The organism is Lysinibacillus sp. FSL L8-0312 (assembly GCF_038003285.1).
Classification (GTDB): Bacteria; Bacillota; Bacilli; order Bacillales_A; family Planococcaceae; genus Lysinibacillus; species Lysinibacillus fusiformis_D.
The window spans coordinates 3,816,637-3,839,077 of record NZ_JBBOOV010000001.1 but is presented as its reverse complement, the minus strand read 5'-3'; the positions used below and the strand labels follow the sequence as shown (position 1 = coordinate 3,839,077).

The following is a 22,441-nucleotide window of genomic DNA, read 5'->3' as shown; positions in this document are numbered from 1 at the left end:
AAATGAAGGGCGAAGTTTCATCTGGTGAATCCTGCTTCGCCACTAGTAAAATTCAGTGTTCAACTGAATTATTTGTTCATTACGATGAATGCTACTACTACTGCGATGATCGGTAGGGCTTCAACTAATGCAACCCCGATGAACATTGTAGTTTGAAGAACGCCACGAGCTTCTGGTTGACGAGCGATACCTTCTACTGTTTTTGATACGATAAGACCGTTACCAATACCTGCACCAAGTGCACCTAAACCGATTGCGATTGCTGCTGCTAATAAACCTAATGAACCTGTCATTTGAAAATTTCCTCCTTGGAATTGTTTGTTTTTTTGTGATTCAAGCATAGGATATATGCTTTATATTAATGGTCATCGCTCACTTTATGAGCCATGTAAACCATTGTTAACATTGTGAAGATAAAGGCTTGGATAAAGCCGATGAAAATTGAGAAACCTTGCCATGCCATCATAGGAACGATTGCCCCGATGAATCCCACAGCACCTGATGATGCTAAACCTGCAAGTAAGCCAAGTAAAATCTCACCCGCGTAAATGTTACCGTAAAGACGTAAACCTAATGTTAATGTGTTTGCAAATTCTTCTACTATTTTCAGCGGGAACATGAATGACATTGGTTTGAAGAATGTACCAACATAATGACCTGTACCCTTCATTTTAACACCATAGTATTGCGTTAAGACTAAAATCATTGCTGCCAATGTCATCGTAACTGTAGGGTCAGCTGTTGGTGATTTCCACCATAGCTGATGATCATAGACGATAGAGAATGGAAGACCTAGTAAGTTAGATACTGCGATAAACATAATTAGCGTAATGGCTAGAACGTGGAATCGACCACCAGTTTTCCAGTCCATGTTGCTTTTAATAATATTCTTAACGAAATCCATAATCCATTCCATAAAGTTTTGCATACCAGTAGGTTTTAACTTTAGGCTTCTAGTTGAAATAAAGGCAATTAAAAATACGATAATTGCTGCAACTAGTAACATCATAACTGTTGATAAGTTAAATGTTAAAAAACCGACTTCTAGTAACGGAGCTTCATGATTCATTGTTATTTTTCACCTCTCTTTCTAATTTAAAGCACATTAGCGGTTCCTTACATGTGACACAATTCTCTCGACAAAGAGAAAAACGTACGGAATCATTAGCCCTATAACCGTGCTAATTAAGTGAAAATAGTTTGGCAACGAAATGGCTATTGCGACTGCCGCAACACCTGATCCAAAGCGAAGTGCTGTACCAAGTGAGCCTATTTTCTTCCCTTCACTAATGGATCTGTCAAACTTCTCCATACGTCGAACTAGAATCCAAAAATTATACGTACCAAAAAATGCACCTATTGCGATGCCCGCAAAAACAGTTTGATAGGGAGTAAATCCCCAGCCTAATGCGCAGAGTGCAAGCAAAAAAAATAACGCCCTCTTCTGCACAGCAAAAATGTGATGCAAATCTAGCATTGGTTATAATCTCCTGAATCATTTTTTCGAGTAATGAAAACGTTTGCTGACCACTATGTGAAATCAGAAAAGAGCAGTGAAAGACACTACTCACAGCGGAATAGTAATGGGAGAGTCATTTCAATTACAGGTGTAAATGCCCAAAAATAACTTACACCCCTTACCGACTCGGTAAAAACCGAAACGCACAAAACGTTGCAAATCGACAGTTTTATTTTGAACTGTCAATTTAGTAGAAAGTTGATATAACAAGTGTTTCAACGTCCTATTTATGAACTGAAACCCTTATCATTCTTACCCTTTGTAAGCATACAATAGGTGATATTTGAAGTCAATTGGTAAAGGAGAAAAACTTCACAGCCTATATACTCTTGTCAAATTGTTGACAAATTTGTGTATGAAATTTCATAGTTTCAAAAGTTCCCAACCTTCTCACACGAAAAAAAAGCTAATTTACGACATGATTATGCTCGTAAATTAGCTTACCCATTTCAATAGGTACATTAGACTTATTTTTCCGAATTAAATATAGTACATTAATTAGTTCTTTGTAAAAATTCTAGCAGTGCCTCAACAATACGCTTCGATGCATGCCCATCTCCATATGGATTCGATGCTTTCGCCATTACTTCGTAGGCATTTTTATCTGTTAGTAATTCCTTTGCTAAGGCATAGATTGTTTCTTCTTCCGTTCCTGCTAGCTTTAATGTGCCAGCTTCAATACCTTCTGGACGTTCTGTCGTATCTCTTAGAACAAGCACTGGTTTCCCTAATGAAGGTGCTTCTTCTTGTACGCCACCTGAGTCCGTTAAAATCATATATGAATTTGCCGCAAAATTATGGAAATCAAACACTTCAAGAGGCTCTATTAAATGTACACGTTCATTGTCTCCTAAGATTTCATTCGCAATTTCTCTAACAGCTGGATTCATATGCACTGGATATACAACTTGAACATCCTCATGCTCTGTTAATATTCTCGTAATCGCTTTGAACATATGGCGCATTGGTTCACCCAGATTTTCACGACGATGTGCCGTTAATAAAATCATGCGATCTTCGCCAATCTTATCTAATACAGGGTGTGTGTAGTGCTCACTGACCGTTGTTGCTAATGCGTCAATGGCTGTATTTCCTGTCACAAAAATCGTGTCTGGATTTTTATTTTCATCTAGCAGGTTCTTTTTAGATACTTCCGTTGGAGCAAAATGTAAATCTGCCATCACACCTGTTAGCTGACGATTCATTTCCTCTGGATATGGTGAATACTTGTTCCATGTACGTAAGCCCGCTTCCACATGCCCTATAGCAATTTGGTTATAGAATGCCGCCAAGCTCGCAATGAAGGTTGTTGCTGTATCACCATGTACCAAAACGATATCTGGTTGTGCTTCTTTCATTACTTTATCTAAGCCCTGTAATGCGTTTGTCGTTACATCAATTAATGTTTGACGATCCTTCATTATATTTAAATCATAGTTTGGTGTTATGTTAAATGTCTCTAATACTTGGTCGAGCATTTGGCGATGCTGTGCTGTTACGGTTACAATAGATTCTATTTGCTCAGGATACTTTTGTAACTCCAAAACGAGAGGAGCCATTTTAATTGCTTCTGGTCTTGTACCAAAAATCGTCATTACTTTCCATTTTTTTATCAAAACGATCTGCACCGTCCTTTTTGTTATTGTATGAAATGGTCAACTACATCTATTAATGGTCATCAATAGACGTACTTGCCTACACATACTAGGAAACGCCCTTCAATTTGAAGGACGCTTTCACAAGTTATTAGTTTCCTAAATGAGGAAATTACATGTATTGATTTTTATTTTGTACCGAATAGACGGTCTCCGGCATCACCTAAACCAGGTACAATATAGCCATGATCGTTTAATTTTTCATCGAGTGCAGCAATATAAATATCTACATCAGAATGTTCTTCTTGAATAGCTTTTACACCCTCTGGTGCAGCGATTAAGCACATGAATTTAATGTTTTTAGCTCCACGTTTTTTCAGTGAGTGGATGGCTTCCACTGCTGAACCACCAGTTGCAAGCATTGGATCTACAATGATGAAATCACGCTCTTCCACATCTGCTGGAAGTTTTGCATAATATTCAACTGGTTTTAACGTTTCAGGATCACGATAAAGACCAATATGACCAACTTTAGCCGCTGGGATAAGCTTTAATACGCCATCTACCATACCGATACCTGCACGTAGAATTGGTACAATCGCAAGCTTTTTACCAGAAAGTACTTTTGTTTTGGCAATTGTTACAGGTGTTTCAATTTCAATTTCTTCTACTGGCATATCACGTGTGATTTCAAACGCCATAAGTGTTGCTACTTCGTCTACTAGCTCACGAAATTCTTTTGTTCCTGTGTTCTTGTCGCGAATATAAGTTAATTTGTGTTGGATTAGTGGATGATCAAATACATAGACTTTGCTCAAAGGGATTCTCTCCTCACCGTTCGGATTTCATTTTTATCTCAACTAGTATAACAGAAAAAAGGAGTCGCCTCAAAAATTAATTTAGGACGACTCCTTTTGTTATTTTATATTTGTCAAAAATAAGCTATTGATCAAGAATTTTATCTACTTGTTCAATGGGCATTGGCTTATAATAAAAATAGCCTTGTCCTACTGTACAGCCTAGTGCACGTAAAATTTCTACCTGCTCTTCCGTTTCAATGCCCTCTGCAACTGAAATCATCCCTAAGTTTAATGCCAACTGAATAATGGAGCGTACAATCGCAAGTGTTGCCGCATCTTCAATCGCATTAATAAAGCTACGATCAATCTTTAATTCAGTGAAGGGTAGCTGTTGTAGATAGCTTAATGATGAAAAACCTGTTCCAAAATCATCTACTGATGTTTTAAAACCATAGCTTTTTAATTCTTGAATAATTTTAAAGGCAGATTGAAAGTCTACTAAACCAATATTTTCAGTCACCTCTAAAATAATATAGCTAGGATCAATATTATATTTTTGAACAAGTTTCAGTGTATCCTGAACGAAATGCGTATAGTAAAAATGATCAGGTGAGATATTAACTGCAATTTTCACTAATTTCTTTCCTAGCCGTTGACGTTCTGAAAGCCATGAAAGCACAGTCTCTAAAACAAGAACATCTATTTCCAGAACCTTCCCGGTACTCTCAGCTACTGGAATGAAGATGGCTGGTGACACAAAGCCTAGTTTTGGAGAAATCCACCGTGCCAGTGCCTCAATACTGTGTATTTCACCATTACGTAAGTCTACTTTAGGCTGTAAATGGACTGTAATTTCTTTATTTTTGATTGCTTGTGATAAATGATTTAAAACCGTCATTTTCTGTATAAGCACATCATTTTTTTCTGTTGTAAAAATTTCAGTATGTGTACCTGGTCTATCAATTGCAAAGGAAAGAGCATTATCAGCAAAGCGAATCGCATCAATGATTTTTGTGTCATTATTATAGGAAGCGATTCCTGTTTTTAGCGTGATATAGATTTGCTTTCCCCCTATAATAAAGGGCTGACGAATTGTTTCCTTTATCCGCTTATCATACTCCTGTAAATTTTCATTGTGTGCCAACGTAGACATAATGAGACTAGAGCTTGTAAATCTAGCAACATATTCATTATCTTCTGGCTTGTCTTGCTCCAACCTTTTAGCGAGTTGCCTTAAAAGCTCATCTCCAACCTCACGCCCGTAAAGTTCCACTACTTGATGAAATTCACTTGGTTTTAATATTTTGATAAAACCGCTTAAACCATGCTCCACTTCTTTTTCAATCGAATTAACAAAGCTATGACGATTAGGTAGACCCGTTGTAATATCCGTGTAGGCTAAATCCCAAATTTTTTTTTGAGTTCGAGCATAGGTAACAGCCAACGCAACAAGTGACCCCATTTTTTGAAGCATATTTTTAAAAGACATTTGGTCGCTTCGTGTTTTTTGAAAATAGATCGAAAATAGCCCTATCACTTGCCGTTGTTGATTGCGTATAGGTACAAACCATCCATACGGCTTTTCAAATAATGTAGCATATTGTTTATGTTCCTCAGGGATATTTACTTCATCTAAATTTTCCACGAGCCTAGCATTTCCTGATTGCATTACTTCAATAAAAAATGCATTGTTTTCACAGCATCTTGGCACACTTTCCTCCGGATCATTACCTGTGAAAACTTGTAATTGATTGGACTCTGTTTTTACCAGAACCATACTTGCAATATTCGGCGTAAAAAAATCATCCAGTCCACGGCAAATAATTTTCATCTTTTGTTCAAGAGTGCTATCTCGCTCGATGGCCTTATACATATCATTTTCTAATCTCATGAGGAAGTCTTCAGTACGGTAATACGTTACATCCTTCACAAGCACTAAAACATATTTCGTACGATTAGCCTCATTGCAAAATGGTAATGCTTGTATCTCTGCCCAAAAGGGCGATTTATTAATGCCATTATGATAGAGCTTTGCCTGGACCATTATGCCGTTATGTATTTTTTCTTTTATCATTTTTATGGTTGTCTTTTTTTCATCTATAGAGAGCCATGAAAAATAATCAGTATTTAGGATTTGTGAACGCGAAGCATTTGTAAGCATACAAAATGAATCATTACACGCTAGTATGCCATGATGATTTGTCGCATCAAAAATAACGTAGCTTTCTTTCGAATTATCCCCTAATTTACGAATGCTACTTAATAAAACATCATTTTCTATGTCTAATGATTTAGTGACCATCCAATCCCTCCATCTCTATCACTTCATCCCATTTCCATTGTACATAAAATTCAAATAAATTTTCACCTTTATGAAAAAAAACTTCTTTTCTAGGACATTATCTGTCCTTAAACTATTATAATAAAACCCTACTTATCTATTTTATGTAAATTTATTCAAAAACAAGATGATTATTCTATTTTTTTAGAAAAAATATGTTTTTTATAGTTTAGTCCTAAATTCCCACAATAAAAGGCTGTATTTAAAGTAACAAATGTACTTTAAACACAGCCCTCTCATTTCTATTATGCGTATAATGGGTGTCTATCTGTTAATGCTTTTACACGATCTTTTGCTTCTGCTTTAACTGCTTCATCTTCAGGATTTTTAAGAACCGCAGCAATAATTGCTCCAACTTCTTTCATATCTTCTTCTTTAAAGCCGCGAGAAGTAACAGCTGGCGTACCGATACGAATACCAGAAGTAACAAATGGCGATTCTGTATCGTAAGGAATTGTGTTTTTATTCGTTGTAATACCTACTTCATCTAGTGCATGCTCTGCTACTTTACCTGTTAAACCAAGTGATTTTACATTTAACAGTAATAAGTGGTTATCTGTACCACCAGAAACGATTTCAACACCTTCAGCAATTAGTACTTCTGCTAAAGCTTTGGCATTCGCTTTAATTTGCTTTGCATAGTCTTTAAATTCTGGTTGTAATACTTCGCCAAATGCTACAGCTTTTGCAGCAATGACATGCATTAATGGACCACCTTGAATTCCTGGAAATACAGATTTATTTAATTTTTGCTCCCATTCTTTTGAAGCAAGAATTAAACCACCACGTGGTCCACGTAATGTTTTATGCGTTGTTGATGTAACAAAATCAGCATACGGCACTGGTGATTGATGTTCACCGGCAGCTACAAGACCAGCAATGTGTGCCATATCCACCATGAAGTATGCACCCACTTCGTCTGCGATTTCACGGAATTTAGAGAAGTCAATTTCACGTGGGTAGGCAGAAGCACCAGCAACGATAAGTTTTGGTTTATGTTCTAATGCTTTTTGACGTACATCTTCATAATCGATTACTTGATTTTCTTTCGTTACACCATATTCCACAAAGTTATATAGGATACCAGAGAAGTTTACTGGAGATCCATGTGTTAAGTGACCACCATGAGAAAGGTTCATACCAAGAACTGTGTCACCTGGTTCTAAAATTGTATGGTAAACAGCCATGTTTGCTTGTGCACCAGAGTGTGGTTGTACATTAGCATATTCTGCTCCAAAAATTTCTTTCACGCGATCACGTGCAATATTTTCTACTACGTCTACATGTTCACAACCACCGTAGTAGCGTTTACCTGGATAGCCTTCAGCGTATTTATTTGTCAGTACTGATCCTTGTGCTTCCATAACCGCTTCGGAAACAAAGTTTTCAGATGCAATCAATTCAATATTTGCTTGTTGACGTTTTTTTTCTGCAAGAATTCCGTCTAATACTGCTTTGTCTTGTACTGCTAATTTTTCATATGCCATGTTTGAAAAAGCCTCCTAAAGTATCGTTAATTATCTATACCACTTATAATAAGGGTACTTATTTATATATTGCACGTTCTCCGCCAATTAGCTTTGGACGTGTTGTTGCAACCGTAACAATCGCTTCTCCCACCATTTTCACTGATGTTCGAACGGGAACAGCTACTGCTTTCAAATGCATACCAATTAATGTTTGTCCAATATCAATACCTGCATGTGCCTGTATTGTTTCAACAACCACTGGATTAGCAAATTGTGTATAGGCATAAGCAGACATCGATCCACCTGCTGTACGTACTGGAACTACTGCTACTTCATCATAGCCAAATCGTTCAGCCGTCGATGCATCCATAGTAACAGCGCGGTTAATATGCTCACAGCCTTGGAATGCTAAATGTAATTGATGTTTCGATGCAAATTCTTGTAACGGCTCATAAATGGCTTCAGCTATTTCCAATGCCCCTGCTGTGCCAATTTTCTGACCAATCACTTCAGATGTAGAGCACCCTACAACAAAAATTGTATGAGGTCGTAACGTTACCTGCTCTTCAAACTCACTGAGTAACTGAGTCAAATGCGTTCGTATTTGTTTTACTACCATTAAGCTCAGCTCCTTCATCTATATCCATTAAAATCATGCCATATAGGACATCCTTGACGAATGCCATATATGGAATCATGAAACAATTATTGCTCTAGCTCAGCAATTTTTTCTATGCGGCGTGTATGACGACCACCTTCAAACTCTGTTTCTAGCCAAGTTTGGACGATTTCACGTGCAAGGCCTGGACCAATGACACGTTCACCCATGGCTATAATATTTGAGTCATTATGGCAACGTGTTGCCTTGGCACTGAATACATCATGCACTAATGCACAACGAATGCCCTTCACCTTATTAGCAGCAATGGACATACCAATTCCTGTGCCACAAATTAAAATACCTTTATCAAATTCTCCATTAGCAACACCTTCAGAAACAGGTTTTGCATAATCAGGATAGTCTACTGAATCCGCAGATTGTGGACCAAAATCTTCGTAGCTAATATGAAGTTCATCTAATAGCTGCATAATCTCACGACGTAAGTTGTTGCCTCCGTGATCAGAAGAAATTGCTATTCTCACTGGGTTCCCTCTTTTCGAATTATAGTCACCCTTAGTGTACCACTTCTTTCTGAAGAATAACATGATTTTTCTTGTTTTTTTATGCTGATTTCTCCTGAAAGACGAACATTTATTGTATATTAACATAAAAATATTCACTTTTAAACCCGTTTTTCTGTGGATAATGTGAATATCATGTTAATAAGTTCGGATAAAGGTCCTTTGTTGTAATATTCCATCTTCTGAAGTTTTTTTAGCTTTTCACTTACGATGGACATAAATACTTTGACAGAGTGTGATCTTAAGATGGAAGCTCTCTAATAAAAAAGGCTATACATAAATCCGATTTTACGTCGCATTTATGTATAGCCTTTAGAACTATGCTTGTCTATCAAATTGTTGAATCATCTTATGCAATGCTTCCGATTGCTTTTTCAAACTTTGAGCCAAATGCTCTACCTGCTCGATAGCATAAGCTTGCTCCTCAGCGGCGCTACGAACTTCCTGTGCACCTGCTGACGTTTCTTCAGCAATGGCTGCAACTTCTTGTGATTGGCGAGCTGTCGTTTCAATATTATGCATTTGCTGTTCAATTAACGAGGAAATTTCAACAATTGCTGTTGCCATTTCATGTACGTTGGAAGCCATACCTTCAACGGCTGTCGTTGTTTCAGAAACGCGATCAGCTTCCTTCGTCGCAAATGCTACTTGTTCATTCATTTGTTTAACAACCACCTCTACATTTTGCTGCATGGACTGAATTAAAGCTGTAATACCTTGGACAGCTTTCGCACTTTCATCAGCCAAACCGCGAACTTCCTCAGCTACCACTGCGAAGCCCTTTCCATGCTCTCCTGCTCGTGCTGCTTCAATCGAGGCATTTAATGCCAGTAAATTTGTTTGTGCCGCAATGTCACCGACTAAGCTAATAATCCGTTCTACTTGGCCAGCATTTTCTTCAAGTGCATGAATACTTTTTAGTGCCTCATTATTACCTGTAGCAATTTGCTGAATACTATTCACTAATATTTCGATGGCCTTTGTTGTTGTCGATAAATTATGTAGAATCTCTTTTGATTGTGATGCTGATGCTTCTGCTCTACTATTTACTTCTGTTGCAAGAGCTCGCACATCTTCAATAGCTTCGGCAGTGTCTTGTACAGCTGTTGCAGATGCTTCTGCTCCTGCAGATATATGCTTCACAGTAGAGGCAATTCCTTCTGCCTTTCTAGTTGCCACTCCCGCCTCATCAGATAGCTGAATAATTGATTGATTTGTTTGCTGAAAGTTTTGATCGATACTTTCCACCATTTGACGCAGATTTAACACCATTTGTTGGAACGCCTCAGCAACGGATCGAATTTCATCATTTGTTTTAGGCATTTGCACATCCTGTCCAATTTTCCCCTCAGCTACAAGGATTGCTGAATGTTCGAGCTGCTGTAAAGGTTTGATTAAGATCACGCTTAACAACGCCGCTAATATACCTGACCATATAATACCTAATGCGTAGGTAATTACCTCAAAAACCATTCGATTCGTGTCTGGGAAGAAAGTAGGTTGTAAAAACTCAATGAATATAAAACTGACACTGTAGGTGATAAGCGCAAGTACACTAACAAATAATACCAATTTAAGCCGTAAACCAAATTGTTTTTTCATAGGGCCCCTCAATTCTTTTCAAGTTTTTGTATTAATTGATCAACTAATTCCTTTAATTCTGCAAATGTTGCTTCATATATTGCTTTATTGCCACCATAAGGATCTACTACATTTTCCAGACTGCCCTCATTTGTATATTCTTTCAAGGTAAATACTTTATGTTCAGCTTCTGGATAATTTGAAATCACGGCGTCTTTGTGAGCAGTCGTCATCGTTAAAATTAAGTCTGCCCATGCCATTTCTGTCATTGATAATTGCGTTGCAAAATGCTGATGTGACATTTGCGCTTCATTTAACACTTGTTGTGCATGTGCTGACATTTGTGCATTTGGCATGGCATAAATACCTGCTGAGCGCACCTCTACATTGTTGATTTGTTTATGTTTTAAAATAACTTCTGCCATCGGACTGCGACAAGTATTGCCTGTACAAACAAATAATATTTTCACACTTATCACTCTCCAATTTCATTTATTGTTGAATAGCTAGAATGCTCATGATAATAAATATAACGCCAGCAGCTATTTGAATTTTATTGCCAAAAAATACTTGGCTTCTACGGGCAATGACTAATGAACCATAAGCGCAAATTAGAGCGCTCAAGCCTGCACTCATGATAAAAATAGTTTTTTCTAAGTTAAGCATACCAAAAGAAACACTAACTGAAAAGGTATCTAGGCTTGCAGTCACAGCCAAAATTACAGGTGATATTGTTACTTTTTCATCTCGATGAGAGAATAATAGTAAATGCATACCAATACAAAATAATAAAATACTTGAAATCCATTGTCCCCATTCTAATAGAAATCGAACTAAATAGCTTCCTAGCTCAAAGCCTAATAACGGGAAAAGCATATGCAATGCTGCTGTCCATAATGACAAAAATAAGCGATATCTAACATTTGGCAGTAAGACATATAGACCAATCACATCAACAGACGTTAGTATACCTGCAAGAATTCCCTGCAAGAACGCACTCCTTCTCTCCCTAATATTTTATCATTTTATGCTCGAAAATACATTATTATCATAATTGTCCACAATAGTTTTTCTTTTATATTTTGTAATGATAAACAAAAAGGACAAAAGACATGATTTATATCAATGTCTTTTGTCGCTAATGTACCTGAACTATATTCATTTATAATGAATACCATTTGCCTCCAGAGGCCTTTTCAAGTCTATTCATGATAGCTGCTCCTACACCTTCTGTTGAGGTTGTTGTTGCTAATATAATGGTAGCGGCGGTTTTATCACATGCTCTAAGTGCATTGTATAAGTTCGCACCCATTTCTTGTTTACTTCCAGCTTCACCAATTGAGAAGTAAAAATCAGCTTTGATATCTTCAAAATTCACTGGTGCAAGCAATGCTACTACATGTCCTTCTCGCTGCATTCGCTGAACAGCCTCGCTGACTTTCTCATAATGGCAATCTATTAAATACACAGGAGCATTTGGAGCATAATGTGTATATTTCATGCCTGGTGCTTTAGGCGTTGTTTCTAGCTTCTGCTCTATATTGGTTGGTTGAATAACGGGACCTATCTTCGCCTCAAGCATTTCCTTTGTAATGCCACCTGGACGTAAAATTACTGGAGGTTCATGTGTCACATCTAACACAGTAGATTCGAGCCCAATGCCTGTAGAACCTCCATCCAAAATATAAGGTATGTATCCTCCCAAATCATCTAATACATGGACTGCCTCTGTAGGGCTTGGTTTACCGCTACGATTGGCACTTGGTGCAGCAAGCGGTTTTTGAAGCTGCTGTAGCAATGCGAGTGCTACTGGATGATTCGGCATTCGAATGCCCACTGTTGATAACCCAGCTGTGACACTTTGTGCTAAAACATTTGGCTTTGCTGGCATTACAAGCGTTAAGGGGCCGGGCCAAAAGAAATCCATGCACTGTTTGGCTACTTCAGAAATTTGATCGATATAAATGGCTACTTCCTCTTTTGTCCCCACATGGACAATTAAAGGATTATCTGAAGGTCGGCCTTTCGCTTCAAATATCTTTTTCACTGCCAAATCATTTGTGGCCACTGCTCCTAAGCCATAAACCGTTTCTGTCGGAAATGCTACTACCTCTCCCGCATTTAAGATATCCACAGCTTGTGTATAATTAATCTGACTATTCACATTACTGTCCACAACCTTGCAAACGGTTTCCATCATTAAAACCTACCTTCAATTATTGGTTTTTACTGAATTATCCACATAATGTTTATAACTTACGAAAAAATGTGTATAAGTTGTCTGAATTTGTGCACAATTCATTCAAAAAGTCCTTTAATCCATTCCCATATAAAGAATGTTACTTGCTCTTTTTCTTCTTTTACTTCTTCTTTTACTTCTTCTTTTTCAGGCTCACAAATAGATGGAAAGATACTGCACCACCAGTTATCCCCACGTGCATCACCAATCTTCACAACAATCGAGTGATACACATTTTGTGGATAGAGTACAGCACCTTGTCTTTTTGGTGGAAATAAGTTATCCCCAATGACAATCTGTGTATCCATCTGTGGATAATTTTCGCTCAATTCTGTTTCAATTTGTTGTTTTAGCGAAAGAATTTGCTCACTCCCTACATTGCCAGCAGTGGCTACTTGCATAAAGTATGGCTTTAATTCTTGGACAAGCTGCTCTTTCTCTAGCTGATCTTGTGTCGTATTACTGTTCGCAATAACACGTATACGAAAATCGTTTTCTTGCTCATCATTGGTAGCTTCCTTGGCAAAGCCTACTAATGATGGAATATATAAAATACATAATTGTAAAGCAATCGCGATTAATACTAGTCTAGCAAAAGCTAGAAAGATATTTTGTTTAGGTAATCTAATAATCTTGTATTCATTTAACATATAAATCCCTCCTTGCTCAACATTGTTGGCAAGATTAAGAAACTTTATACATGAATCTCACAAAAAATCATTCGAGGCTTACCGTTAATATCTTTTTCTATTGAAACTGTCGCATGTGGAAAACTATCTTGAAAGAATTTGGCTACTTGCTCACCTTGTGTATAACCGATTTCTAACCCAATCAATGCTGGTTTATTCATATAGGCTGGTAGTTGCTCAGCTAATTTTCTATACAAAATCAGACCATCTTCCTCAGCAAATAGTGCACTATGTGGCTCATGCTCTAGTACAACATTCGACATTTCCTGTGCCTCATCAAAGGCAATATACGGTGGGTTTGATAAGACAACATCCAATTTTTCTCCTGCAAGTGGCGCTGTTAAATCGCCCAACCTAAAATCAATATCAGCCTCTAATCGTTGAGCATTTTTTTGCGCCGTCGCTAGTGCATCCTGTGATAAATCAGTGGCTATAACAGTTAGCGCTGGACATTCCAGTTTCATCGAAATAGCAATAGCTCCACTGCCTGTACCGATATCAGCCAACTTCAGGGTTTGTTGTGGAAATAGTTTAGGCAGGCGATTGATTGTACCAAGTACTAGCTCCTCTGTTTCTGGCCGAGGAATTAAGACAGATTCATCGACTAGGAAGGAGCGGCCATAAAATTCTTCACTTCCAACACAATATTGTACAGGGCGGCCATTGACATGTTCTTCTATGAGCGCTTTAAATTTCACTTGCTGTGCTGCTGTTAATTCATCCTGTAAGTGCAACATAACTTCTGAATAACTTGTACCAAGTACATGTTGCATGACGATACGTGCTGCTGTTTGCTCACGACCATTATCTACTAAAAAAGAAGAAGCCCACTCTAGGGCCTCCATCACATTTTTATAAGTCATCATTTAATCGCTCTAACTTCGATGCTTGTTCTTCTAAAATAAGGGCATCGATAATCTCGCCTAGTCTTCCTTCGACGATTTGATCTAGCTTTTGAATCGTTAAACCGATACGGTGATCTGTTACACGGTTTTGTGGATAATTGTATGTGCGAATTCGCTCGGAGCGATCGCCTGAGCCTACAGCAGATTTACGTGTAGCATCAATTTCTTTTTGTGCTTCTTGCATATACATATCAGCAACACGAGCACGTAGAATTTTCATGGCTTTTTCACGATTTTTAATTTGTGAGCGTTCATCCTGCATCGAAACCACAACACCTGTTGGTAAATGGGTCATACGAACAGCAGACATCGTTGTATTTACAGATTGACCACCAGCACCTGAAGAGGCAAATGTATCTACACGAATATCTTTTTCATGGATTTCAACATCTACTTCCTCCACTTCAGGTAAACACGCAACTGTTGCCGTCGATGTATGAATACGACCTTGAGATTCGGTAGCAGGGACACGTTGTACGCGGTGTGCACCATTTTCGAATTTGAATTTTGAATAGGCTCCTTGTCCGTTAATCATAAAGATTACTTCTTTATAGCCGCCCATTGGGTTTGGTGTAGCTTCCATAATATCAATTTTCCAGCCTTGTGTTTCCGCATAGCGAGAGTACATACGGAATAAATCACCCGCAAAAATATTGGCCTCGTCACCACCAGCTGCTCCACGAATTTCCATGATAACGTTTTTATTATCATTAGGATCTTTAGGAATTAATAAAATGCGTAGACGTTCTTCTAGCTCTTCCTGCTGTGCTTTTAATAGGTTAAATTCTTCCTTTACCATCTCATGCATATCAGGATCTTTTTCACTATCTAACATTTCACGAGTATCTACTATCTGCTCTTTAACACTTTTATATTCACGATAAGTATCCACTGTTTCTTGGATATCTGATTGTTCCTTAGAATATTCACGTAATTTCTTACTATCATTCACAATATCCGGATCGCTCAAAAGCTCTGTTAGCCTTTCATAACGATCCTCCACTGCTTGTAATCGATCAAACATGGATTTCACCTCTATTTAGTTTTTTAAGGTATGCTCCTTTTTGACAAAGAAGCTTTCATTCAGTAATTACAATGTTTATTTCCACTACTTAGTATAAGAAAAATTTCGCATGTATGCTACTTTTTCTTAGCGTGTCCACCTGTCTATTGGCTTTAAAGTGGTGGCTGTGCGTGACATTTTCGACAAACCGGATAATACGAGTCATTACCACCAATTTGAATTTGATCACCTGTGTAGACTGGCTTTCCACTTTCATCTACTCGTAAATTCATTGTTGCTTTTTTATGACAGAACCAGCAAATTGTTTTCATTTCCTCAATTTTATCTGCATATGTAAGCATGTATTGGCTACCTTCAAATAGCTCATTTTGAAAATCATTTTTTAAGCCAAAGCCCATCACCGGGATGTCCAATTTATCCACAATGTTAGCAAGTTGTAAAACATGTGCTTTTTTTAAAAATTGAACTTCATCCACAAGCACACAGTATGGCTTGACAGTATTGGATTCCACTAGTTCAAAAATATTTGTATCCTCATAAACAGGGATGGCTTGTTGGCGTAAACCTACTCGACTGGAAACAAAGCCAACCTCATCACGTGTATCTAAACCTGAAGTAAACATCATCACAGGCTTTTGTTGTTCTTCATAATTATGGGCAACTTTTAGAATTTCTATTGATTTTCCACTATTCATTGCACCATGTTTAAAATATAGCTGTGCCATTCTGTCTTCTCCCTTTCTCTATGTCAATGTGGATTTTGAAAGGTATTGCATCAACGTGTATTATTTACTGAAAAAAATACCTGCCAAGCGCATGCTTGGCAGGTATTAAACTAACATTAGTTTTTAAGACCGTATTTTTTGTTGAAACGATCCACGCGACCATCAGCAGACGCGAATTTTTGACGGCCAGTGTAGAATGGGTGACATTCGTTGCAGAACTCGACAACGATGTTTTCTTTTACTGAACCAGTTTTGAAAGTGTTCCCACAAGAGCAAGTTACTGTTGCTTCTTTGTAGTCTGGATGAATTCCTTGTTTCATATTCGTTTTCTCCTCTCGCCCTGAACCATCTGGAACAGAGTATTATCGAACTGTACCTTACATAGCCCGAATATGTCGACTACAAAATTTGCGTCGAAAGGGTCAGCTACATATGTACACGTTGCATACTTTTGAAGTATAGCATAGTCATTTTATTATTTTCAAGTAAAAAATATTAAAAACGAACCTTCCATCTTTCTTATCCACGAACTTCGCGATAATCATTGTCTACTAACCCAATTTGCTCGTTTCGTTCTTTGAAGCGAATATTATGTGATGACACATAGGCTACTTTCGGTGCATCTGGCTCCAAATATAGCTTGGCACTATTTAATGCTAGTATTCCATCCGTAAATGCACCTGCTATTAATCTTACTTTACTAGGATGATCAATAAAATCACCCGCTCCATAGACACCTTCAATGTTCGTTTCACGCTTCTCATTGACAATCGCTACTTCATCTTGGATATTTAATCCCCATTCTTCAAGTGCACCATAATCACATTTCAAACCATGGTTGACAATGACAGCATCTACCTCTACTCGTTCACTTTCACCTGTCTCTTTATTGACTATGGACACATACTGAATTAAATCACCGTCACCATGCAATTGAACAACCTCATATGGCGTTTTTACACGAACTGAGGATTCTTTCATGCGCAAGACATTTTTTTCATGGCCGCCAAAATCATCTCGGCGATGAACGACTGTAACACTTGCAGCAATTGGCTCTAGCTCATTTGCCCAATCAACTGCAGAATTACCACCACCTGAAATTAACACATGCTTGTGTCGGAAAATCTCTAGTTCCTGTACTGTATAATGTAAATTTGTTACTTCAAATCGGTCTGCTCCTTCTATTTCAAGCTTTTGCATAGAAAGAACACCATACCCCACTGCTAAAATAACTGTTTTCGAAAAATGCTTCTCACCTGTAGAAGATGTCAACATAAATGTTCCATCCTGTTGCTTTTCTAATTTTTCCACCTTTTGATTTAAAACAATTGTAGGATCGAATGTTTTAGCTTGCTCAACAAGTTGTTTAATCAACTGTCCCCCTAAAATAGGTGTTACTCCGCCGACATCCCAAATCATTTTTTCAGGATAAATTAACATACGACCGCCAAGCTGTGAGCTGTATTCAATAATTTTCGTTTTTAAATCTCGCATCCCACTATAAAAGGCAGTATAAAGCCCAGCTGGACCACCACCAACAATCGTTACATCATATAGTTCTTCTGACATTTCCGTTCTCCATCCCCTTCTGTCTCGATTCGATCATACAGTTTTGAGGTTGTGTTAAGCTACTGCCTGTCTATTCTTTCTGACGAGGATCATACTATTCACACACCATCCACAAACTATAGTTACTCTTTCAATCGCGCCAATAAATATAAGAAATAAGGTGCTCCTAAAACAGCAACCACAATCCCCGCTGGAATTTCTGAAGGCTCTAATATAGAACGACCGATTGTATCTGCCATCAACACTAAAAATCCTCCTAACAGAGCTGCAGTTGGCAGTAAAAACTGATGTTTAGCGCCAACAAGTTGTCGAGCTAAATGTGGTGCAACAAGACCCACGAAACCAATGCCTCCACTTACAGAAACACTAGCTCCAGCTAAACCAACAGCAGCAGCCAATAACCAACGGCGCTCTTTTTCAATAGAGGCACCTAGCCCTACAGCTGTTAGTTCGCCTAGATTTAGTACGTTTAATACCCGTGATTTTGCATAAACAAAAGGCAATAAGATAATTAACCATGGTAACAGCGACAGCACAAATCGCCAATTCGAGCCCCAAATGCTACCTGCTAGCCATGTCGCTACAAATTGATAATTTTCTGGTGATAGGCGTAGTGTTAGCACAATCATAGCCGAGCTAATCCCTGCTGCTACAGCTACCCCTGTTAAAATTAAACGCATTGGTGTAATACCTTCATGTCGTCTATAAGAAAGTGAATAAATCAGAACAGCTGTCAAACCTGCCCCTACAAAAGCCAGTACTGGCAGTAAATAAACAGGTGCTGCTTTCGTAGTTGGGAAAAATGATACATAGAGCATGACAGCAAGTCCTGCCCCAGCATTAATCCCTAAGATTCCTGGATCCGCTAAAGCATTTTTGGAAATGCCCTGTAAAATAGCGCCTGAAACCGCTAAGCCCATACCTACTAACACAGCAATCACAATTCTAGGAAGTCTGAACTCAAATAATATAAGTTGCTGTTGTGCATCACCTTGACCAAAAAGTGTGCGCAGAACTTCCATTGGCGTCAGTTTAATAACGCCAGTATTCATACTAATAATAAAGGTAATAATGATTAACACAATGAGTGTAACAAGGATGGAGAAATTTTTTCTTTTCGCCTTAAGCTGACTCGGTGTTAAATAGCTGTTACTCATAGTTCTTTCCCTCCTTTACGTGCTAAATAAAGGAAGAATGGTACACCGATAAAGGCAATTAGTGCGCCAATCGGTGTTTCATAAGGTGGATTGATAATACGTGCTACTAAATCAGCTAACACAACAAGCAATGCCCCATATACTATAGAACAAGAGATAATCCAGCGATAATCATGTCCAACTATGTATCTCGTTAAATGAGGGATAATTAACCCTACAAAACCAACCGCACCGACAACAGACACGGCTGCACCTGCTAAAACTAAAACAATGATCATTCCCCATACTTTTACAACTGCTGTCCGTTGCCCAAGTCCAACTGCAATTTCTTCACCTAAGCTCAGTACAGTGATTGAACGTGATAGGATAAGTGCTCCTATCATCGCAATAAAGATCCATGGGGACAATATTTGTAAATGACTCCATTTTGTACCTGAAACACCGCCAGCATACCAAAATGCTAGGTCTTGTCCAATACGATAATAAAGTGCAATCCCTTCTCCTAACGCTCCAAGCAATGCACTAACAGCTGCACCTGCTAGAACTAGCCGCATCGGTGTTAAGCCACCTTTTGACAGTGAGCCAATACCATAAACAATGGCTACGCCAAGACCTGCGCCTACAAAGGACCATAAAATTAAATACATGTAAGGCAGACCAGGGAAGAAGGCAAAGCACAATGCTAACATAAAGGCCGCTCCAGAGTTCAGACCAAGTAGCCCCGAGTCTGCTAATGGGTTACGTGTCATCCCCTGCATAATAGCACCCGCTACTGCAAAGCTTGCACCTACTAATGCTGCTCCAAGTACTCGAGGTAAGCGAATATCATGGATAATTTGATGTGTTGTTAATTCTGGTGAAAAATGGGTAACTGCTGTCCAAACAGTACCCAATGAAATATCTGCTGCTCCAAAAGAAATCGATAAGCCAATGGCAAATATTAATCCAATTACTCCTACGATTAAAGCCACTACTCCACGGATCGGATGAGATCGTTTCTGTAGCTCCTCTAAATCGTTGAGCTCTCCTACTCCTGTCGACGTAGTCATTTTACTTCCTCCTCATAACTTTCAATTAAACTTTTATTCCTTCATGTCGTACAACTGATAAGATAGGCAGATTGGATTTTTACTATATGGACAAACAGCCATTTCTGCATCGATATTAAATACTTTTTGTAGATTTTCCTTTGTCATCACTTCTTTTGGACTACCGTTCACCATTAAATCGCCGTCTCTCATAGCCATTATGAAGTGGGAGAATCGTGACGCATGATTTAAATCATGCAAGACCATGATAATTGTTCGTCCTTCTTCCTTATTTAGTTTTTGCAGTAGCAATAATATATCTAGCTGGTGCGCTAAATCTAAATAAGTTGTTGGTTCATCCAGTACTAAAATATCCGTGCCTTGCGCCAATGCCATAGCAATCCATACTCTCTGACGCTGGCCACCTGATAATGCTTCAATTGGTCGATCACTAAATTCTCTTAGCCCCGTTACATCAATCGCCCAGTGGATATATTCGTAGTCTTCCTTTTGCAAGGAACCAAACCCAACTTGGTGAGGAAAGCGACCATATGATACCAATTCAAAAACCGTTAATCCTCCGGGTGCTGTTGCTGTTTGAGGTAAAATAGCCATTCTTTTGGCCACATCTTTCGTTTTTAATTGATGTATCGCCTTGCCATCTAAATAGACAGCTCCATTTTGTGTTCGTAATACACGGGCAACAGCCTTTAATAAAGTAGACTTGCCACAACCATTTGGGCCGATGATTGTGGAGATTTGCCCTTTAGGAATCTCCACACTTAAATCGTTGACGATGAGCGCTGAAGAATAACCAATCGCAACATGATCTATTTCGAGTACTGACATCTTTAACTTCCTTTCATTTTTGAGAATGCGTTCCACTCTTACATTTGTAAACCAAATTGAGCTGTATACAAGCCATAGTAAGCATTTTGGCGTTCCATTAATTGCTCGTGTGTACCTTCTTCAATGATGCCCTTTTTCGACACAACGACAATTCTGTCTGCATCCTTAATTGTTGCTAATCGGTGAGCAATCACTAATGTAGTACGTCCAATGGAAAGTTCATTTAATGCCTGTTGGATAGCTTGTTCAGTTTCTGTATCCAATGCAGATGTTGCTTCATCTAGTATTAAGATTTTTGGGTTTTTCAAGAAAATACGGGCAATGGATAATCTTTGCTTTTGACCACCTGATAATTTCACACCACGCTCACCAATTAATGTATCCATACCTTCAGGTAGAGCATTGATGACATCCGTCAGTTGCGCTCGTTGTGCTGCATACCAAATATCTTCTTCACTGGCATTTAAATCACCATAGGCAATATTTTCACGAATGGTACCATCGAATAAAAAGACATCCTGCTGGACAATCCCAATATGCGAACGTAAGGAATGCAGTTTAAAATCGCGTATATCCATACCATCAATACTAATGGATCCTTCATTGACTTCATAAAAACGTGGCAATAAACTACAGATTGTTGATTTCCCTGCACCAGATGGACCTACCAAGGCAACGGTTTCGCCAGGATTTACTTTTAAATTAATATGATGTAGGGCACGGTTATTGGCAGCATAGCCAAACGATACATCGGAGAAAGTAATTTCGCCATTAATTTCATCAACCATTTTTGCCTCTGGACGATCCGCAATTTCAGGTTCCGTTTCTAAAAATTCGATATAGCGTCTAAATCCTGCCATACCTTTCGGATAGCTTTCTATAAACATATTAATTTTGTTAATTGGGCCTAAAAGAATACCTGATAGTAAAATAAATGCGATAAAATCTCCATTTGTTATATGTCCATTTAAAACAAAATACGCTCCTACAAATAAAGTAAAGAGTGATAATACTTTAGTGAGTATGCCTGAAATAGCCTCATTCCAAGCCATTACTTTATAGGAGAACAGCTTTGTCATACGGAATCGTTCATTATTTACTTTAAAGCGTTTAATCTCATGATCTTCATTTGTGAAAGCCTGTACCACACGAATACCACTTACATTATTTTCAACTCGCGCATTGAAATCTGCGATATCTCCGAACATTTGACGGAATGCTTTGGACATTAACTTCCCAAAAATAATCGTTAAAATTAAAATGATCGGTACAAGTAAGAAAATAAGAATTGTAAAGGTTGGATCAATATAGTACATAACCCCAAACGTCCCAATAATCGTCATTGCCGCAATAAAAATATCCTCTGGACCATGGTGAGCAAGTTCACCAATATCCATTAAATCGTTCGTTAATCGAGAAACAAGATGCCCTGTTTTATTGTTATCAAAATATCGGAAAGATAGTTTTTGCACATGGCTAAAGGATTCCTTCCTCATATCTGTTTCAATATTAATCCCTAGCATATGCCCCCAGTACGATACGATAAAGTGAAGAATAGAATTGAAAATATATAGACCAAACAGCAATAAACTTGCCATAAGAATCCATTTTAATTCCCCATCTGGCAGAATATCATCAATTACTTTATTTAAAACAAGTGGAAATGCCAGCTCGATTAGTGCCACTAATATCGCACAGCTAAAATCTAAAATGAATAAACCTTTATAGGGTTTATAATATGAAAAAAAGCGCCTTAATAACATGTTGCA

At 38.1% G+C, this 22,441-nt stretch carries 23 protein-coding genes; all 23 read right to left on the bottom strand.

The annotated features are described in order from the left end of the window. Positions 1-68: 68 nt before the first annotated feature. Complete coding sequence (atpE, locus tag MHI22_RS19295; RefSeq protein ID WP_004269474.1) at positions 69-293, bottom strand: F0F1 ATP synthase subunit C; 225 nt, start codon at positions 291-293, stop codon at positions 69-71. A 65-nt stretch (positions 294-358) separates the two neighbouring features. After that, complete coding sequence (gene atpB, locus MHI22_RS19290; RefSeq protein ID WP_036123628.1) at positions 359-1,069, bottom strand: F0F1 ATP synthase subunit A; 711 nt, start codon at positions 1,067-1,069, stop codon at positions 359-361. Between the two features lie 36 nt (positions 1,070-1,105). Then, the gene (locus MHI22_RS19285; RefSeq protein WP_036123631.1) at positions 1,106-1,477 is read right to left on the bottom strand and encodes an ATP synthase subunit I; all 372 of its coding nucleotides are present in this window, start codon (positions 1,475-1,477) and stop codon (positions 1,106-1,108) included. A 536-nt stretch (positions 1,478-2,013) separates the two neighbouring features. Beyond that, positions 2,014-3,135 carry a non-hydrolyzing UDP-N-acetylglucosamine 2-epimerase gene (gene wecB / locus MHI22_RS19280; protein ID WP_036123633.1) on the bottom strand — a complete coding sequence of 374 codons (1,122 nt, stop codon included), beginning with the start codon at positions 3,133-3,135 and terminating at the stop codon, positions 2,014-2,016. 167 nt (positions 3,136-3,302) lie between these two features. Continuing rightward, complete coding sequence (gene upp, locus MHI22_RS19275) at positions 3,303-3,932, bottom strand: uracil phosphoribosyltransferase (RefSeq protein ID WP_004269470.1); 630 nt, start codon at positions 3,930-3,932, stop codon at positions 3,303-3,305. Between the two features lie 124 nt (positions 3,933-4,056). Next, positions 4,057-6,216 carry an EAL domain-containing protein gene (locus tag MHI22_RS19270; protein ID WP_036123637.1) on the bottom strand — a complete coding sequence of 720 codons (2,160 nt, stop codon included), beginning with the start codon at positions 6,214-6,216 and terminating at the stop codon, positions 4,057-4,059. 284 nt (positions 6,217-6,500) lie between these two features. Beyond that, positions 6,501-7,742, bottom strand: a complete 1,242-nt coding sequence (gene glyA / locus MHI22_RS19265; protein ID WP_036123640.1) for a serine hydroxymethyltransferase — start codon at positions 7,740-7,742, stop codon at positions 6,501-6,503. Between the two features lie 58 nt (positions 7,743-7,800). Then, positions 7,801-8,343, bottom strand: coding sequence for a TIGR01440 family protein (locus tag MHI22_RS19260; protein WP_036123643.1), 543 nt, complete (start codon positions 8,341-8,343; stop codon positions 7,801-7,803). Between the two features lie 86 nt (positions 8,344-8,429). Further along, positions 8,430-8,867: a ribose 5-phosphate isomerase B gene (rpiB, locus tag MHI22_RS19255; RefSeq protein ID WP_036123645.1), complete on the bottom strand. Its 438-nt coding sequence runs from the start codon at positions 8,865-8,867 to the stop codon at positions 8,430-8,432. Positions 8,868-9,224: 357 nt separating this feature from the next. After that, on the bottom strand, positions 9,225-10,508 hold the full coding sequence (locus MHI22_RS19250) for a methyl-accepting chemotaxis protein (protein WP_058843798.1): 1,284 nt from the start codon (positions 10,506-10,508) through the stop codon (positions 9,225-9,227). Between the two features lie 8 nt (positions 10,509-10,516). After that, positions 10,517-10,957 carry a low molecular weight protein arginine phosphatase gene (locus tag MHI22_RS19245; protein ID WP_036123665.1) on the bottom strand — a complete coding sequence of 147 codons (441 nt, stop codon included), beginning with the start codon at positions 10,955-10,957 and terminating at the stop codon, positions 10,517-10,519. Positions 10,958-10,979: 22 nt separating this feature from the next. Beyond that, a complete protein-coding gene (locus MHI22_RS19240) occupies positions 10,980-11,477 on the bottom strand; it encodes a manganese efflux pump MntP (protein WP_036123667.1) in 498 nt (165 codons plus the stop codon). 172 nt (positions 11,478-11,649) lie between these two features. Beyond that, complete coding sequence (locus tag MHI22_RS19235; RefSeq protein ID WP_036123693.1) at positions 11,650-12,684, bottom strand: L-threonylcarbamoyladenylate synthase; 1,035 nt, start codon at positions 12,682-12,684, stop codon at positions 11,650-11,652. A 101-nt stretch (positions 12,685-12,785) separates the two neighbouring features. Then, the gene (locus MHI22_RS19230) at positions 12,786-13,376 is read right to left on the bottom strand and encodes a stage II sporulation protein R (RefSeq protein WP_036123670.1); all 591 of its coding nucleotides are present in this window, start codon (positions 13,374-13,376) and stop codon (positions 12,786-12,788) included. A gap of 44 nt (positions 13,377-13,420) precedes the next feature. Beyond that, positions 13,421-14,281 (bottom strand): peptide chain release factor N(5)-glutamine methyltransferase, encoded by an 861-nt coding sequence (gene prmC, locus MHI22_RS19225; RefSeq protein ID WP_036123672.1) that lies wholly within the window; start codon positions 14,279-14,281, stop codon positions 13,421-13,423. Then, positions 14,268-15,344 carry a peptide chain release factor 1 gene (gene prfA / locus MHI22_RS19220; protein ID WP_036123674.1) on the bottom strand — a complete coding sequence of 359 codons (1,077 nt, stop codon included), beginning with the start codon at positions 15,342-15,344 and terminating at the stop codon, positions 14,268-14,270. Before prfA ends, prmC begins: the two co-directional genes overlap by 14 nt. Before the next feature lie 152 nt (positions 15,345-15,496). Then, positions 15,497-16,069, bottom strand: coding sequence for a thymidine kinase (locus MHI22_RS19215; protein ID WP_036123677.1), 573 nt, complete (start codon positions 16,067-16,069; stop codon positions 15,497-15,499). A gap of 116 nt (positions 16,070-16,185) precedes the next feature. Continuing rightward, positions 16,186-16,389: a 50S ribosomal protein L31 gene (rpmE, locus tag MHI22_RS19210; protein ID WP_004269457.1), complete on the bottom strand. Its 204-nt coding sequence runs from the start codon at positions 16,387-16,389 to the stop codon at positions 16,186-16,188. Positions 16,390-16,588: 199 nt separating this feature from the next. Continuing rightward, positions 16,589-17,638, bottom strand: coding sequence for an NAD(P)/FAD-dependent oxidoreductase (locus MHI22_RS19205; protein ID WP_036123680.1), 1,050 nt, complete (start codon positions 17,636-17,638; stop codon positions 16,589-16,591). A gap of 122 nt (positions 17,639-17,760) precedes the next feature. Next, positions 17,761-18,795 carry a FecCD family ABC transporter permease gene (locus tag MHI22_RS19200; RefSeq protein ID WP_036123683.1) on the bottom strand — a complete coding sequence of 345 codons (1,035 nt, stop codon included), beginning with the start codon at positions 18,793-18,795 and terminating at the stop codon, positions 17,761-17,763. After that, the gene (locus tag MHI22_RS19195) at positions 18,792-19,844 is read right to left on the bottom strand and encodes a FecCD family ABC transporter permease (protein WP_036123687.1); all 1,053 of its coding nucleotides are present in this window, start codon (positions 19,842-19,844) and stop codon (positions 18,792-18,794) included. The genes MHI22_RS19200 and MHI22_RS19195 overlap by 4 nt, the downstream gene beginning before the upstream one ends. A gap of 33 nt (positions 19,845-19,877) precedes the next feature. Further along, positions 19,878-20,672, bottom strand: a complete 795-nt coding sequence (locus tag MHI22_RS19190) for an ABC transporter ATP-binding protein (RefSeq protein ID WP_036123689.1) — start codon at positions 20,670-20,672, stop codon at positions 19,878-19,880. Positions 20,673-20,710: 38 nt separating this feature from the next. Continuing rightward, positions 20,711-22,435 carry an ABC transporter ATP-binding protein gene (locus MHI22_RS19185; protein ID WP_036123690.1) on the bottom strand — a complete coding sequence of 575 codons (1,725 nt, stop codon included), beginning with the start codon at positions 22,433-22,435 and terminating at the stop codon, positions 20,711-20,713. Between the last annotated feature and the right edge of the window lie 6 nt (positions 22,436-22,441).